The organism is Sinomonas cellulolyticus, from assembly GCF_014656475.1.
GTDB lineage: Bacteria > Actinomycetota > Actinomycetes > Actinomycetales > Micrococcaceae > Sinomonas > Sinomonas cellulolyticus.
Map to the genome: position 1 here is coordinate 1 of NZ_BNCM01000006.1, position 15,365 is coordinate 15,365.

14 protein-coding genes are annotated in these 15,365 nt (G+C 66.9%); 7 read left to right on the top strand and 7 right to left on the bottom strand.

Annotated elements, in window-relative coordinates:
• Positions 1 to 712: 712 nt before the first annotated feature.
• From IE231_RS08890 to IE231_RS08900, 3 genes are all read right to left on the bottom strand, one after another.
• A complete protein-coding gene (locus IE231_RS08890; RefSeq protein ID WP_189693607.1) occupies positions 713 to 2,119 on the bottom strand; it encodes a metallophosphoesterase family protein in 1,407 nt (468 codons plus the stop codon).
• Positions 2,116 to 3,282 carry a hypothetical protein gene (locus tag IE231_RS08895; RefSeq protein WP_189693608.1) on the bottom strand — a complete coding sequence of 389 codons (1,167 nt, stop codon included), beginning with the start codon at positions 3,280 to 3,282 and terminating at the stop codon, positions 2,116 to 2,118. Before IE231_RS08895 ends, IE231_RS08890 begins: the two co-directional genes overlap by 4 nt.
• 649 nt (positions 3,283 to 3,931) lie before the next feature.
• The gene (locus tag IE231_RS08900; protein ID WP_189693609.1) at positions 3,932 to 4,672 is read right to left on the bottom strand and encodes a helix-turn-helix transcriptional regulator; all 741 of its coding nucleotides are present in this window, start codon (positions 4,670 to 4,672) and stop codon (positions 3,932 to 3,934) included.
• A gap of 150 nt (positions 4,673 to 4,822) precedes the next feature.
• On the opposite strand from IE231_RS08900, the gene IE231_RS08905 reads away from it, so the two are divergent.
• From IE231_RS08905 to IE231_RS08935, 7 genes are read left to right on the top strand one after another with little or no spacing between them, the layout of a single operon-like run.
• Complete coding sequence (locus IE231_RS08905) at positions 4,823 to 6,193, top strand: MFS transporter (protein ID WP_229866604.1); 1,371 nt, start codon at positions 4,823 to 4,825, stop codon at positions 6,191 to 6,193.
• Positions 6,194 to 6,233: 40 nt separating this feature from the next.
• Positions 6,234 to 6,626, top strand: a complete 393-nt coding sequence (locus IE231_RS08910) for a RidA family protein (protein WP_189693610.1) — start codon at positions 6,234 to 6,236, stop codon at positions 6,624 to 6,626.
• A 27-nt stretch (positions 6,627 to 6,653) separates the two neighbouring features.
• Positions 6,654 to 7,967: a type III PLP-dependent enzyme domain-containing protein gene (locus tag IE231_RS08915; RefSeq protein ID WP_189693611.1), complete on the top strand. Its 1,314-nt coding sequence runs from the start codon at positions 6,654 to 6,656 to the stop codon at positions 7,965 to 7,967.
• A gap of 28 nt (positions 7,968 to 7,995) precedes the next feature.
• A complete protein-coding gene (locus tag IE231_RS08920) occupies positions 7,996 to 9,564 on the top strand; it encodes an N-acyl-D-amino-acid deacylase family protein (RefSeq protein ID WP_189693612.1) in 1,569 nt (522 codons plus the stop codon).
• 6 nt (positions 9,565 to 9,570) lie between these two features.
• A complete protein-coding gene (locus tag IE231_RS08925) occupies positions 9,571 to 10,503 on the top strand; it encodes a sugar kinase (RefSeq protein ID WP_189693613.1) in 933 nt (310 codons plus the stop codon).
• Between the two features lie 18 nt (positions 10,504 to 10,521).
• Complete coding sequence (locus IE231_RS08930; RefSeq protein WP_189693614.1) at positions 10,522 to 11,151, top strand: bifunctional 4-hydroxy-2-oxoglutarate aldolase/2-dehydro-3-deoxy-phosphogluconate aldolase; 630 nt, start codon at positions 10,522 to 10,524, stop codon at positions 11,149 to 11,151.
• Between the two features lie 2 nt (positions 11,152 to 11,153).
• Positions 11,154 to 11,558, top strand: coding sequence for a rhodanese-like domain-containing protein (locus IE231_RS08935; RefSeq protein ID WP_229866605.1), 405 nt, complete (start codon positions 11,154 to 11,156; stop codon positions 11,556 to 11,558).
• A gap of 68 nt (positions 11,559 to 11,626) precedes the next feature.
• On the opposite strand, the gene IE231_RS08940 is transcribed toward IE231_RS08935, so the two are convergent.
• The 4 genes from IE231_RS08940 to IE231_RS08955 form a co-directional block, all read right to left on the bottom strand.
• Complete coding sequence (locus IE231_RS08940; protein ID WP_229866606.1) at positions 11,627 to 12,079, bottom strand: hypothetical protein; 453 nt, start codon at positions 12,077 to 12,079, stop codon at positions 11,627 to 11,629.
• 334 nt (positions 12,080 to 12,413) lie between these two features.
• Entirely contained in the window at positions 12,414 to 14,129 is a 1,716-nt protein-coding gene (gene mhpA / locus IE231_RS08945; RefSeq protein WP_189693616.1) for a bifunctional 3-(3-hydroxy-phenyl)propionate/3-hydroxycinnamic acid hydroxylase MhpA, read from the bottom strand.
• Positions 14,105 to 14,887: an HpcH/HpaI aldolase family protein gene (locus tag IE231_RS08950; RefSeq protein WP_189693617.1), complete on the bottom strand. Its 783-nt coding sequence runs from the start codon at positions 14,885 to 14,887 to the stop codon at positions 14,105 to 14,107. The genes mhpA and IE231_RS08950 overlap by 25 nt, the downstream gene beginning before the upstream one ends.
• Positions 14,884 to 15,357 carry a nuclear transport factor 2 family protein gene (locus IE231_RS08955; RefSeq protein WP_189693618.1) on the bottom strand — a complete coding sequence of 158 codons (474 nt, stop codon included), beginning with the start codon at positions 15,355 to 15,357 and terminating at the stop codon, positions 14,884 to 14,886. Before IE231_RS08955 ends, IE231_RS08950 begins: the two co-directional genes overlap by 4 nt.
• Positions 15,358 to 15,365: the final 8 nt, after the last annotated feature.

A 15,365-nucleotide genomic window follows, 5' to 3' on the forward strand; every position in this document is an offset into this window, starting at 1 on the left:
CTACTCTTGTACACGGCAGCCCAGACAGCATGCTGAACACCGCCACCACGCCCAAAGTGGAAGACCCGCTATAGGAGATTAACGATTGGACCAAGCGGCGACGGGTGGCTGGTTAGCTGGCGCAGGCCAGACTCGCCCCTGGGAGGAGGATGCGATTACGGCTTGGCTCGCCGGGCAGTCGGGCCCGATCGCTTGTGGGCTCGATACCAGCCCGAGGCCAGCCTCAGGGGTTCGGCCTTCGATAGCCTTGACCTCGCAGAGGGCAAGTGCGATGTCGCCGCCCGTGGAAGCTCCAGCGACGTTCTGGTGCACAGGGTGAAGACCGGTGCCCGGCATGCGATCCAACTGGCCAGGCTGCTGCGCTCGGACGACCCCACAGTCGGGAGGAGCCCGCACGCGACCTTGCCGCATGCGCGAGACGACTGCCGCACGGACCTGATGCAGGCTCTCGAACCTGCTGCTGCGGCACGGCAGCGGCTTTCAGGGCCCGGCCGCCTGAACCGGCGCCCATGATGCACGTCTGTGTCGGGAAGGAGCAGCGTGCTTGGCCTCGACGGCGACGAGGATGGGCCTCGACTCGGACCACGAGGCGGTGCTGACGGTTGAGACCCACCGCGCAAGCCGTGACCCGGATCGACGCCGCGATTACCACCCGGCGTGCCACATGGCCATCCACCCGAAGTTTCGGAGGACTCTTCCTGTGCTACGGCGATCAAGCACAGAAGTCCCAAAGCAGCTTTGGCTTGATGACCGGCGTGTACCGAAATACACGGACTCGTAGTCGACCATCGTCTTGTGGGAGGTAGTGCGCGAATGAATTTTCCGGCATCTCTCCGCCGAGGCGATCCGCGCGAGCGCCCGCGGAACCTGCTCCCAGAATAAGAACATCAGTGCGGTTCCCGGGCGACGGCGTCGGTCCGTCCTCGCTTATCTCTGCCAGACGCGATGTGGTTCCTACAAAAGGAAGGTGTTGATGGCCGTGAAGGATAGCCCTTACACCATACTTCTGGGCGAACGAGATGATTTCTCCCGAATCTAAGGTCAAGCTCACTGGACGATCATCTTCCAAGAATTCCAGAACAGGTGCCGGCTGGACGTGATGATGGAGAACAAGGAATCCTGGGCAATCATTGGCTCTTGTCTTCTCGCTCATTTCGCGCATAACTGGCTCACTTCTGTCGCGTCCCACGTAGCCATAGTCCATGTTCGCTCGGGTACGCGGGCGAGACGAGTTTAGAACGCCGAACACAAGGCGCTGCGAATCGCCGCGGATAACATGTACGCGTTCCAAGCCTGTGTGACGATCATAGAACAGGCGAACCATGTCTCTATAGCACTGTTCGTTACTGAAATCTAGGTGCCTGTCGGGATCGTCGATCAAGATATCGTGGTTGCCGGGAGCAATAATAACGCAGGCTCTAGGGACCTTGAGCCTTTCGGCGAGGCGCTCAATAAAGAGACGCGCGCTACGCATACCCCCATCATCGCCGCGCGTCGTCAGGTCCCCCGACACGACGACAGCCAGCGGGGGTTCCTCGAGCGACTCCACAATGCACTCTAGGAGGTCATTCCTCTTCCTGATCCCCGGGTCATTCGTGAAGGCGAAATCGTCCCCGAAGTGGAGGTCGGAGATGTGAAGAATGCCCGAACGATTCCCGGGCACATCCACCTCCATGACATCAACGCCGTGCGTGTGATCGTTGTAGAAGAATGTTTCGTCGCCTTGAGGGACTGGTCCGAACTCGCGCGACCACTTTGCAGGTTCAACCTCGTTAATTGAGCGAAACTTCAGCCACATCGGCCATGGTCGATCCCGGTAATATTGCGGGGTCCTTTCGGGGTCCGGGGTTGGTATAGGAGTTGGTATAGGATCGGCAGCTTCGCAGGTGACTTCTTCGCATTCGGCGACATAGAACCTTTCCGCCTGCCGCTCGACGAGGCCGATTCGAGCTGGAGAATCCTGAGAACAGGAGGTGGCCAATCGGTTGATTTGACTACCGGGCCATGGTTCATGCTGCTTCTTCCACCAGCCCCAATATGCGTAGCCTTTATCGCTGATGACCTGCTGGTGCTCGCCGATGGTATCGAAGTCATAGTTTGAAAAGCGTAGAACGATCAATTCGATAGCTCCAGTTGAGAGACGACACGCTCGAAGACGTCTCGGTCTATGCGGTTCAGCGAGCGTGGATCGCGGCTTAGCAGCTGTTTCAAGGCGGCGGCATCTGAGCAGACGGCGGCGGTGTTCTCGGAGGTCCAGACGTTTGCGCGCTTTACGCGTTGATCGCGCCGACTGACAGTGTCGAGCTGGAAGGACTCCTCTGGTCCGAAGCCTGACAGCGTCAGATCGCCAGCGTCTGTGTTAGTGCTGCCGTGTTGCCCGCCGCGTACAGCTATAATTGAGTTGCCTATCCTGAAGTCGATCCATTCTTCATTGAGGGATGGAGTGCGTTCTGGGGCGTTGGCTCGATTGGCGTTCGATATTATGAGCAGATCGGAATATCGCCACGGAGAGGTTAGGACTACGCCTGATCGTTCTAGGGCTAGTCGTTCGAATCTGGGGGTTTCGTACGCCACACAATTCGGACGCACCGTCCATTTTCCTATTTTGGAGGCGGTCGCGGTGATTAGGGCTCGGTCTGCCTCTGCAGATGGCCGTGTGAGCGCTCCTAACAGCGGGATAAGAATCGTCCCACCGGTCTTTACCGCGCTAGAGGCTAGGCGCAGCCAGTTAGTCAGTGCTGGGAAATACCACGGAGGATCTAGTATCGCTGAATCGTACTGCGCGTCTAGCTCGACAGATTCGACTCTAGTGCCGAGTCGCACGTCCGCGTGTGGTTCCGACAGTCCGAAGCGTTCTCTTGCCCAAGGGCTGACGTCGATGAGGGTGACCGGGTCGCCTGCGCGGGCCTTAATCGACGCTACGGAGGGTGTTCCTAAGCAAAGGGCTCTTCCCGGGAGGTGCTCCGCGAGGGTGCTTGCCGTCTCATCGGTAAAGAACCATTCTGAAGTAGCGGGCGACGGGTGAGGTTTGGTGTCGGTCGCGCAGTCATCGGGTTTGGTCATGGCTATGTCAACGTGGGCGGAGCGGGCGGCGCGGAGGACGTCGGCCGGATACAATCCTTGGCTCATTCGAACTAGCCTGTCGAAGGTGACGTCTGGAATCGTGGTAGTCAGGTTTAGTACCAATGCCTGTGCCTGCTCCTCGTAGCGTGAATTCATCTTTAACCGTTCGCTCGGGGCCACTGATGTAAAGTCCTTCAGGAACGATGCGAACAGTTCCACCCTGGTTCATCGTAGGTCTCGACACTCGCTCGGGCGAGTGCAAGCGTGAACTAACTGCATTAGGTCGTGCGGGCGGTAGTGGCTAGCTCGATGATTCCGATGGCGGCATGTGGTCTGCCGTGGGAGTGGACGGTGTAGAGACGCTCCGGTCTTGGCGCGTTGGTGTGCTTCGCTGTTTCGGTGTATGGCGTTGGCGTTGGACTCTTGCCGTTGTGTAGCCTGTGCTCGCGCGGGGTCGTAAGCACCGCCGCGCGATGCTCCAGACCAGCTCGTTTCCCCTCTACGTCTACCCGGCGGAGCGGTGCATGGCGCGCCTGCGGGACAGGCTTCGGGGGTGCGTGGCGGTGCGCCGGCTAAGTCTGGGTTCAATCCTGATCCGGATTATGGACGAGTTTGGGATCCTCTGGGTGTTCATCGCCGTCGCGGGGATCGCGCGGCTCGGCAACAGCGTGACCGAGGCAAACGCCGACCACATGGCCGCCAATGCGTAGAGGCCCCTTCTGGCGGTCATCACGCGTGTGGCCGAGGAGGGGCAGGCCCAGCGACGGCTGTGACGCCGCGCTGGGGCCCCTGTTCACGGCCCGTTCGTGGACTTCGAGCTGCGGTGCTACCGGGCGCAGGGCCTCGGTGCACGGCGGCTGCGGCGCCGTCACGCGTCCGCGCCGTGGTTCCGCGCCTCATCCAGGTACGAATACGCGGTCACCCGCGAGATCCCGAGCCGTGCCGCAATCCGGTCGATCCCCTTCCGCATCTGCAGCACGCCCTGCTGGTCGAGCTTGGTCAGGATGGCGATGCGGTCGTCGCGGCTCATCTGGTCCACGGGCTTGCCGACCTCGCGGATGGCCTCGGTGACCATCGCGTCCATCACGGCCACGAGGTCGCGGCCGAAGAACTCGTTCGGCTGCTCGGGGGAGTCGGACGCGGCCGCCGGTAGCAGGCCCTGGAGGAGGGACTGCAGGCGCTGGATCGTGCTGACGTCGAAGTTGATGCAGAGGGCGGCGATGATCCGCCCGGCCGAGTTGCGGAAGTACACGGAGGAGCACCGCAGCTCGCGCCCGTCGGCCGTGAAGCCGCGGTAGCCGAACGCGTTGTGGTCTGCGCCCTGGTTGTGGAGCACGCCCGCGCCGAGGCTCGACGACGGGCCGCCCACCTCGCGCCCGGTCACGTGCCCGTTCTCGATCGCGGCGATCGTGTGGCCCAGGTCCACATCGGGCGCCGAGAGGTCGTGGAGCACCACCTCGCACGTGGGGCCGACGGCGGCCGCCATCGCGTGCATGGCCGGGCGGAACACGGCGAGGATCTCGTCCACGGACTCATACGTTCCCATGCGGGCGAGCGGGTGGTCCGCCGCCGGCTGGGCGGAAGTCAGGGTCATGTCTACCTCGCTCATGGGTCAGTCCTACGCGCCGCGACGGCCATAGACAAACTGTATTAGCCGTAGACAGACTGTTCAAGAGGGTGCTAGCTTCGTCACCGAAGGGCGGAACGAGTCATCGCCCGCACTCACCGCATCTGCACACATCGGGGCAAGGAGGCTCTCGTGGCACAGGCATACCAGGTACCGCAATCGGGGTGGCGCTCGATCTCAGCGAAGCAGCGCCGCACGGTCGCTGGCGGCGCGATCGGCACGCTCATGGAGTACTTCGACTACTACCTCTACGGGCTGGCCTCGGCCACAGTCTTCCCCGCGGTGTTCTTCCCGGGCGACAACCCCGTGGTCGGAACGCTCTCCTCGTTCGCCAGCTTCGCGTTCGGCTTCCTGCTCCGGCCGATCGGCGGCCTGGTTTTCGGCCACATCGGCGACCGCATGGGCCGGAAGACCACCCTGATGATCACCGTCATCGGCATGGGCATCTCCACGGCGGCGATCGGCCTGATCCCCTCGGCCAGCACCATCGGGATCGCGGCACCGATCCTCCTGCTCTTCTTCCGGATGCTGCAGGGCCTCTTCGTCGGCGGCGAGATGGGCGGCGCGGCCGCGCTCGTCGTCGAGCACGCCCCGGCCGGCAAGCGCGGACTCTACGGCGCGCTGCTGATCAGCGGCGCCGGCATCGCCAACGTCGCCTCGGCCGGCCTGATGGCGGCCTTCGGTGCCGGGCCCAAGTCGTTCTTCATGGAGTGGGGCTGGCGCGTTCCCTTCCTCCTCGCACTGGTCCTGGCCATTGTGGCGATCGTGCTGCGGTCCAAGCTGGAGGAATCCCAGGAGTTCAAGGAGCTGTCGGCGAACCGCGAGTCTGCTGGCGCCAAGCGGAAGTCCCCGCTCCGCGAGGCCTTCCGCCACCCGAAGAACGCCATCCTCGGCATCCTGATCGGCCTTCCGCAGAGCATCGCCGGGTACATCGTGCTGACGTTCGGCCTCGCCTACATGGTCTCCAAGGGCACCCAGGCTCAGGTGGGCTTCATCGGCACCATGATCGTCGGCGTCCTGCAGATCTTCGTCGCGCCGATGTGGGGGAGCCTCTCGGACAAGATCGGCCGCCGCAAGGTCTACATCGGAGCCTGCATCGCTTTCGCCCTGCTCGTCTACCCGACCTTCGCGCTCTTCAGCACCCAGACCGCGATCCTGATCTGGCTCGGCATGATCGTCGGCTTCGTGATCCCCGGCGTGGCCATGCAGGGAACCCTCCAGACGATGCTGGTCGAGATGTTCGACGTCGAGGCCCGCACCACCGGGGTCAACATCGGCTACCAGATCTCGAACACCATCGGCGGCGGCTTCGCCCCGCTCATCGCGACCGCCCTCTCCGCCGCCTTCGGCAGCGTGTGGCCCGTGATCATCTACGTTGCGGTGATCGCCCTCATCGGCGTCATCGCCACCGCCTACGCCTCCTTCCGGCCGGACACCGAGGACGCAGGACGGCTGTACGACTCTGCAGCCGAGGCAACCGCAACCGAGCCCTCCAGCCACTAGACCCAACTACTGAGACTTCACCAGAGAAGAGGAACACCTTATGACCGTCACGACCAAGACCGCCTTCCGCACCACGAACGCTCCGCAGCCAGCCGGCCCCTACAGCCAGGCGATCGAGGCAAACGGATTCGTCTACACCGCCGGTTTCGGTCCGCAGGACCCGACCACCGGTGCCGTCGCGGACTCGGTCGCCGAGCAGACCCGCCAGGTGCTGCGCAACATCCAGGCGATCCTCGCCGAGCGCGGCCTCACGCTGGACGACTGCGTCAAGACCACCGTGCACCTCGCCGACCTGGCCGACTTCGCCGCCTTCAACGAGGCCTACCAGGAGTTCTTCTCCGAGCCCTACCCGGTCCGCACCACGGTCGGCTCGCAGCTGGCGAACATCCTCGTCGAGATCGACGTGGTCGCCGCAGTGCCCGAGGGCCGCTGAGCACCGCCTGAGACTAGAAGGGAAGACATGCCAGGCCAGCTGCGACTGGGGGAGCTGGGCGATACCCGCCTCTCCGCACGCGACAAGGGAATCCCGGCGCGCGCCGTCGGGATGAGTGTGGCCGAGTTCCTCGCCAGCGGGCCGCGGCTCTCGGAGTTCTGGACCCCGATCGTCGTCCTCCACGACGAGCTGCTCAGGCACAACGTCGACGTGATGGCCCAGTGGTGCGCGGGCCGCAGGCTGGAGCTGATGCCGCACGGCAAGACCACCATGGCGCCCTCGCTGTGGCAGCGGCAGCTCGACGCCGGGAGCCTCGGCATCACCCTCGCGACCATGGGCCAGGTCCGCACCGCGCGCAGCTTCGGCCTGGCCTCGATCATGCTCGCCAATTCCGTGGTCGACGAGCGCTCGCTGGCCTACCTCGCCGGCGAGCTGGCGGACCCGGAGCTCCGCTTCGTCTGCTGGGCCGACTCGATCGCGACGCTCGAGGCCATGGAGCGGGGGCTCCGCCGCGCCGACACGCCCCGCCCGGTGGACGTGTGCGTCGAGCTGGGCGCCCCCGGTGGGCGCACCGGGGCGCGGACGCTCGCCGAGGCGCACGACGTCGCGCGGCGGGCTGCCGCTTCCGACGTCCTCCGCCTCGCAGGGGTCTCCGGCTACGAGGGCGCCCTCGCCCACGACCGGTCGGACGAATCCCTCAAGGCCGTGCGCGCCTATGTGGAGCGGCAGGTCGAACTGCACCAGGCACTGGGTGATCTGTACGACAGCGAGGGCGACCTCTACGTCACCGCGGGCGGAAGCGCCTACCCCGACGTGGTCGCTGACGTGTACGGCGCCGCGATGGCCGACGACTCGCGCACTGGCGATTCGCGCACGCGGTGGACGCTGCGCAGCGGCGCCTACATCACGCACGACGACGGGTTCTACCGCCGGATCTCCCCGTTCGACGAAGGGAGCGCCCGAGCCGCGACCCCGACAACGGAAAGCCGACTGCGCTCGGCGATGCGCGGCGTCGCCCGCGTGGTGTCCCACCCCGAGCGCGGCCTGGCGCTGCTCGACGGCGGGAAGCGGGACTTCCCGTTCGACGAAGGGCTCCCGGTGCCCCGCGCCGTTGCGGCCGACCTGGACGGCGAGTGGGCGCCCCTCACGGACGCCTCCATCCTCGCCATGAACGACCAGCACAGCTATCTGGGGCTGGCGGGCGACGACGTGCCGCTCGGCTCGGTCGTCGCGCTGGGGCTCTCCCACCCCTGCACGACGTTCGACAAGTGGCGCTACCTGCCCGTCGTGGCCTCGCAGGTCGACGACCGCGTCGTCGACCTCGTCCAGACCTTCTTCTGATCCATCTCTCCACTGAAAGGGCGCACGAATGCGGTTGCTCCTGCGCGGCGGCACCCTCGTCGACAGCACGGGGATGCGGAAGGCCGATATCGCCGTCGAACGCGAGCTGATCACCGCGATCGGTGAGATCGCCCCCGAACCCGGCGACGAGGTCCTCGACTGCGCGGGGCGGTACGTGCTGCCCGGATTCATCGATGCCCACTCGCACGCCGACGGCCTACTCGAGGACGAGGCGGTGCAGCGGGCCCTGCTCAGGCAGGGGGTGACCACCGTGATCGCCGGGCAGGACGGGGTCTCCTATGCCCCGGGGGACGGCGCCTACGCGAGCGACTACTTCGCCGCCATCAACGGCCCGCACCCGCGCTACGCAGGCGGCGGCGTGGCCGCCTACCTCGCCGGGGCGGACGGCCGGTCGCGGCTGAACTCCGCCTACCTCGTCCCTGCCGGGACGGTGCGCTGGGAGGTCTGCGGGCGCTCGACGGCCCCTGCCGACGAGCAGCAGCGCGCCGCCATGGCCGCCCTCGTCGAGGACGGCATGCGCGACGGCGCGGTCGGGCTTTCCACCGGGCTCGACTACGCCCCCGGGATCTTCGCCACCACGGACGAGATCGCGGCGCTGTGCGCGCCGGTGGCCGAGGCCGGCGGCGTCTACGTCACGCACATGCGGGGTGGGTACGAGGCCAACTCCGCCGCGGGGATCGAGGAGATCGCCCGCATCGCGGAGGCCTCCGGCGCCCGGGTCCACATCTCGCACTTCCACGCCCAGGCGCACATCGTCGCCGCGCAGCTCGAGGCGCTCGCGCGCGCCGGCGTGGACGCCACCTTCGATGCCTACCCCTACACGCGCGGCTGCACGCTGCTGGCCATGCCGCTGCTGCCGCCGGACCTCTCGCTGCTGCCCGCGGAGGCCGTCGTCGAGATCATCAGCGACCCTGCCCAGCGGGACCTCCTGCGCCGCGAGTGGTTCCCTCGCGTGGAGCGCAACGCGAGCCTTGGGCCCGAGTGGCCCTCGATGATCACGCTGGCACACATCGCCGCCCCCGAGTTCGCCTGGGCGCACGGCCTCACCCTCGAGGCTGCCGCCGCCCGGAACGGCTGCGATCCCATCGACTTCGCCCTGGACGTGCTGGCCGCCTCCCGCCTGGAGGTCAACGCCATCATGGCCGTGCGGCACGAGCGGCCGACCTCCGAGCTCGCGGCCATCTTCTCCAGCCCCGGCCACATCGGCGGCTCCGACGGCATCTTCGTCGGCGCCCATCCACATCCCCGGGCCCGCGGGACCTTCGCGCGCTACCTGCGCGAGTTCGTGCGGGAGACACCGACGTGGTCCTGGCCCGAGGCGGCCGGTCACCTGTCGGGGGCGCCCGCTGCGCGATTCGCTCTGGGCCGCCGGGGGAGAGTGGCGCCGGGCTGGGTCGCCGACCTCATCGTCGTCGACCCCCAGACGGTCGCGGACGCCGCCACCTATGAGGAGCCGCTCGGCGAAGCGGTGGGCATCGACGACGTCCTCGTGGCCGGCCAGCCCGTGCTCGCGCGCGGCGCGCTCGTTGACGGCGCGCCGGGACGCGGCCTCAGGCGCGAGCAGATCGGAGAATAGGGAGTCATGCTGTACACCTCGAACCCACGCCTGATCACCGTCGGGGAAACGATGATGATGGTGACTCCCGCCCATGCGGAGTCCCTCGCGACGGCCGACGACGTGCGCCTCCACCCGGGCGGCGCCGAGTCCAACGTCGCCTGCCACACCGCTTATTTGGGGGTGCATTCGGCCTGGGTCAGCGCCGTCGGCGACGACGTCTTGGGACGCCGGATCGTCCGGTCCATTGAGGAGCGTGGCGTCGACACGCGCTGGGTCACCTCTGACCCGGGGGCGCCCACCGGGGTGTACTTCAAGGACCCCGGCCACGGCGTCCTGTACTACCGGCGGGGGTCGGCGGCGTCCCGGATGAGCCCTGACACCCTTGCGGGTGTCCCGCTCGAGGATGCGGAGGTGGTGCACCTCTCGGGCATTACCCCGGCGCTGTCCGCGACCTGCGCGGCGCTGGTCGACGCCGCGATCGAGCGCGTGGCTGCCAGCAGGGCGAGGCTGAGCTTCGACGTCAACTACCGGCCTTCCCTCTGGCCCGACGGCGAGGCCGCACCCGTGCTGCGCGAGCTGGCCGACCGGGCCGACGTCGTCTTCGTGGGCCTCGATGAGGCGCAGGCCCTGTGGGGCTGCACGACGCCGGAGGACGTGCGGGCCCTCCTGCCGGGGCCCGGCAGGGTCGTGGTCAAGGACGGCGACGTCGGGGCCACCGAGCTGGGCAGGGACGGGACCGTGTTCGAGCCGGCGATCCCGACCGAGGTCCTGGAGGCGGTCGGCGCCGGCGACGCGTTCGCCGCGGGGTACCTTGCAGCCGACCTGAACGGCGCGGGCGCCTCCGGTCGGCTCCGCGCCGGGCATGAACGGGCGCGGCTGGTCCTGCTCTCGATGAGCGACTTCGTCGCAGATCCTCCCGCTGCCGCCGCGGCAGCGCTCACGCAGTCCACCGATTGAAAGGACCGACCCTTGGCGATGATCGACAACTCTGAGTTCAGCAGCATCTTCGGCGGGGCGCCGCTCATGGCGATCCTCCGCGGCATCGGGGTGGAGAGGAGCCTCGCTGTCTCGACCACTGCCTGGGACCTGGGCATCGACGTGGTCGAGCTGCCCATCCAGACCCCCGACGACGTCGAGGCCCTGCGCGTCGTCGCCGCGGCTGGGCGCGAGAAGGGCAAGGTCGTGGGTGCGGGCACCGTCGTCACGGCAGAGCATGTGCAGCAGGCGATCGACGCCGGCGCCCACTTCACCGTGAGTCCGGGGTTCGACGTCGAGGTTGTCCGTGCCTCCGCGGAGGCCGGGCTCCTGCCGCTGCCCGGCGTGGCGACGCCGAGCGAAGTCCAGATCGCGCTCAAGGAAGGCCTGACTTGGCTCAAGGCCTTCCCCGCCTCCGTGCTGGGCACCGAGTGGATCAAGGCGATGAAGGGCCCCTTCCCCGCGGCGAAGTTCGTCACTACCGGTGGAATGCACGCCGGGAATGCGGCCGATTTCCTCGCCGCCGGCGCGAAGGTCGTCGCGGTAGGATCCGCCCTCGAGGACCCGAACCAGCTCCCCAAGCTTGCGGCACTGATGGGGACCTCCGGCCGGCCGGTGGCGGCGGAGTAGCGGTGGTCTCACGGAGCGACCTGCTGGCGTTCGTGGAGGCGAAGCTGGCCTATGAGATCGACGTCGTCGCGGCCGCCGAGGCGCAGGCCGACGGTACCGCTCTCATCATCGACACCCGCAGGCGATCATCGTGGGACCAGGGCCACGTTGCCGGCGCCCTGCACCTGCCCAACGATGATTTCGACGATCGCATTGCGGGTCTGCCGTCCGGCCGAACCCTCGTCGTCTATGGGTGGGGCCCCGGCTGCAACGGTGCCACCCACACCGCCCAACGGCTGCTGCTCAAGGGCTTCGACGTCCGCGAGATGATCGGCGGGTACGAATACTGGGTGCGGAACGGGTTCGCGGTGGAGCGTGCAGACGGAGTGAGGAAGGCGGCGCCGGACCACCTCGTGACCCACGTGTGAGGGGTCCAGCCGGTACAGGGCAGAAACCCCGGCAGGCCTTGGCTCACCGGGGTTCCCCTGCCGTGGTTCTAGCTCTTCTTCAGCTTGACCGTCGTAGTTGTTCCCAGGGCGGAGACCTTGTAGCTAATGGCCCCACCCTCGTACGTGAAATCCTTCGTGGCATCGGAGGAGGCGAGAAGCGCGGAACGGGTCGCTTCGACATCGCGCGTCGAGGTCCACGCGTTGGGTTCTCTGGCGTCCGTCGGCGCCTTGTACGTGCCGACCCAATAGGTCGAGGTCGTGTTGCCGCCGTCGGAGACCCACTCGATCGTCATCTTGTCACCGGTGATAGTGGCCTGCTGATAGGACGTCTTATTGGCGAAATCTTCCTGCTTCCAAGAACCGCTCAAAACGGGAGGCTTCGGCGCTTCTTGTGAGGGCTGGGGGCTGGCAGTGGCGGCAGTGCTGTTTGCGGTCGTACCGCTGCATCCGGTTAGGGCGAGGATGGCGGCAAGCGCAACAGGAGCAATATTTGTCTTCACTATCGCATTCTCGCGTGCGAATGACCTCATTTAACCCAGTTCCCGCACTGCGTTGATGTGAATAGCGTCACGCCACCACCCTTGGCCGCCGCCGCCACTCAGCGGCGAGCGCAACGGGCAAGATGAGTGGCAACGGCGGCTGGCCAGCGGTCGTTCGCTCACGGCTGGTTACGAGGGGCCGCCGTGCGATGCGTCCGGCTCCAGCGTGTCCCGGATCTGCAGGGCGAACCGTAGCTGCGCGCGAAAGAACTCATTCGGCTGATCGGCGCGGCGGAGCCGATTGCTGGTTGCCTCCAACCGGTCACGATCTTGAGGGCCAGCAGGGCCTGAAGCCTCAGCCGACGGGTGCAGCTTCGGGGGCCTCGCCGGCTAGGCCAGCGAGACTGGTCGCCTCTGGCCCTCGGGCGAGGTCGGCTGCTGCCGGCCGAATGACGCGGGCTGCGGCGAGGACCTTCTGCAGGGTCTCGTCGAGCTCTTGAGCCAGACATTCGGCTGCAATCACATGATCGGGTCTGACCACAAGCGCGGAGAACGGCCGAACATCGAACCAGCGCTTCACCTCCCCTGCAGGGTCACCGACGACGGTGACACCGGCGGCCGCGTGCGAAGTCGCCCAAGGGAGCTGCGCAGCGGGCACGACGTGCACGAGCGTGGCGCCGAGGACAGGCAGCAGCTCGGCGGTGGAGCAGGAGATGAGCGCGGCCGGGTCGTTGTTCCACACGATGACGCGCCAGTCGGTACCGGTCGCGTCGTCGAGCAGCTTCTCGGCACCGTCCGCAGTGCGCACCACCGGCTGTGGGAACAGTGTGCCGACCGAGAGGGGAGAGTCGGCGGTGACCGGCACCGATTTCGAGTGCGGGAGCGACGAGGGCACGACGACGCCGCGTTCGTACTGCGGCATCGGCTTGAAGCCCTGCGACGAGACCTTTGCCTTGAGCTTCGGCAGCTTGGAGATCACTGCGGCGCTGAGGTCGCGCGCGGCCGAGGCCAGGCGGCTCTGGTTCGTCATCAGCCGGGACATGTTCAGGGACAGGCCGATCATGGCCGCGACATGGTCCCGGCGCTCCTGGTCGTAGGTGTCCAGAAGTGTGGCCTCCGCACGGCCGTCGACCACGGCGGCGAGCTTCCATCCGAGATTGACCGCGTCCCGGATGCCGGAGTTCCAGCCCTGGCCGGCGACGACGGGCATGACGTGGGCGGCGTCACCGGCCAGCAGCACTCGACCCTTCCGGAAGGTTCCCGCGATCCGGGCGTTGAAGGTGTAGACCCTTCGCCGAATGATGTCCAGAGAGCTCGGATCGGAGACGTGTTCGGCGAGCATCTCGTGGACGAAGGCATCCGTTTCCGCACGGTCTTCCTCGCCCGGGAGGACATTGAACTCCCAGCGGCGGATGCCGTGCGGGAGCGAGAGCGTGGCCCACCCGCGCTTCGGGTCGCCACCGAAGACGGCGTGGGGCGTCCCGATCGGGTCGTTCGCGACGTCGATGACCAGGCCCGGGGTCTTGCGGGTCTCTCCCTCGAAGGTGATGCCGAGCGCTTTTCGCGTGCCTGAGCTCCCGCCGTCGGCCGCCACCACCCATTTCGCGCGCACCGCGCTCTCCTGGCCGCCGGGCGTGGAGTACTGCACGGTCACGCCTGCGCCGTCCTGCCTCACCTCCGTCATCCGGGTCTCGAACTGGACCCGGACGTTGGCGAAGCGGTCCAGGCCGTCGAGCAGCACCCGGTCGACGAGAGGCTGGACGAAGCCGTTCCGTCTCGGCCAGCCGAAGACCCGGGTTGTCGGGTCGATGACACCGATGACCTTTCCCCGTCCATTGACCATGCGGATCTGCTGGTCGGGCACCGTGTGCGGCAGCACCTTCTCGACCAGGCCGATGCCCTGCATGACCCGCATGGCCTCGTCGTCGATGCCCACCGCTCGCGGGTAGTCGATCAATTCGCGGCCCGCCTCGAGCACGACGACGTCGATCCCACGCAGCCCGAGCAGGTTGGCCAGAGTCAGGCCGACAGGGCCCGCCCCGATGATCACGACGTCGGTGTCGTAGCCCATTGTTCGCTCCTTAGCGCCTTGATGGCAGACCGTGCCATGGTGTTCAGAAATACGAGGTCGATGCCGAGGCCGACGTAGTCGACCAGCCCGTCGTCGAGGAGTTCCCTCGCATACTCCGCGGAGGCGCAGTAGATTCCGAGGGTGAGGCCGGCGAGGCGCGCCTTCGCGGACAGTTCGATGATGGCGTCGCGCACCGGACCGTCGGCCCAGTCGCCGCGGCCGGGAAGTCCGTAGCTCACGGCGAGGTCCGCTGGCCCGATGTACACCGAGTCGATTCCCTCGACCGCGAAGATCGCGTCGGCATTCTCGAGTCCTGCGCGTGTCTCGATCTGGACCACCGCCGAGACGGCGCGGTTGCCGGCTGCTGTGTAGTCGTGTCCCGGGTAGAGGGCGGGGCGGGAGGGGCCGAGGCTGCGGCTGCCCAGTGGTGGGTATTTCGTGGCGGCGACCAGCCGGGAAGCTTGTTCCGCCGTCTCCACCGTGGGTGCGATGATGCCGCGTGCACCGGAGTCCAGGAGCCTTAGGATCGTCGCGGCCTCGATGGCGCCGACCCGGGCGTAGGCGTACTCGCTCTGCTCGCGGGGAATCGCGCGAAGCATTCGGCACGCGTCGTCGAGTCCGATCTCGCCGTGCTGCAGGTCCACGATCACGCCGTTGTAGCCGGACGCCAGCACGAATTCGGCGACGGCCTGCGAGGCGAGCGCCTGATGCAGCAGCGCAGGGGGGTGCGGCCCCGATGTCAGGCCAGCCTGCTTCACCGTGGCCCCGCGTTTGAGGCGTCGGCGAGGCGCTTCGCGTGCGCTGCCGCGTTCGCGCCTCCGAAGACCGGGACGATCTCGCGACGCGCGAAGCACCACCCGCCGTCGACCTTGCGGTACTGCTCGCGGAACTCGCCGACGCTCGCGGGCTTGAGCACGTCCTCGGCGGCATCGCGGAAGGTCAGGTACGCGACGGTGCCGGTGAGAATCCCGTCCTCCCAGGCCAGACGGATCCCGCCGATGAAGTGCCGTCCGACGACGTCGGTCTGCTGGGCACGCTTTGCTCCCCAGGCCCTGATCGCCTCGCGGCCGTTCATGGTGCCCAGCGGTCCTTCGGTGACGGCGTCCTCGGCGTAGAGCTCCCAGGTGGTGTCGGCCTGGTTGTGGTCGAGGCGGTAGAGCAGTTCGGAGATGAGTTGCTCGATCTCGATTCGGGTCTCGATGTCGACGCCGTATGTTCTCTCTGTCATCGGTGTGT

What these genes read in the sequence shown, in the direction of transcription:
- IE231_RS08900 (WP_189693609.1), bottom strand. Translation starts at nt 4,672, where the DNA reads ATGAGCGAGGTAGACATGACCCTGACTTCCGCCCAGCCGGCGGCGGAC.
- IE231_RS08910 (WP_189693610.1), top strand. Translation starts at nt 6,234, where the DNA reads ATGACCGTCACGACCAAGACCGCCTTCCGCACCACGAACGCTCCGCAG.
- IE231_RS08915 (WP_189693611.1), top strand. Translation starts at nt 6,654, where the DNA reads ATGCCAGGCCAGCTGCGACTGGGGGAGCTGGGCGATACCCGCCTCTCC.
- IE231_RS08920 (WP_189693612.1), top strand. Translation starts at nt 7,996, where the DNA reads ATGCGGTTGCTCCTGCGCGGCGGCACCCTCGTCGACAGCACGGGGATG.
- IE231_RS08925 (WP_189693613.1), top strand. Translation starts at nt 9,571, where the DNA reads ATGCTGTACACCTCGAACCCACGCCTGATCACCGTCGGGGAAACGATG.
- IE231_RS08930 (WP_189693614.1), top strand. Translation starts at nt 10,522, where the DNA reads ATGATCGACAACTCTGAGTTCAGCAGCATCTTCGGCGGGGCGCCGCTC.
- mhpA (WP_189693616.1), bottom strand. Translation starts at nt 14,129, where the DNA reads ATGGGCTACGACACCGACGTCGTGATCATCGGGGCGGGCCCTGTCGGC.
- IE231_RS08955 (WP_189693618.1), bottom strand. Translation starts at nt 15,357, where the DNA reads ATGACAGAGAGAACATACGGCGTCGACATCGAGACCCGAATCGAGATC.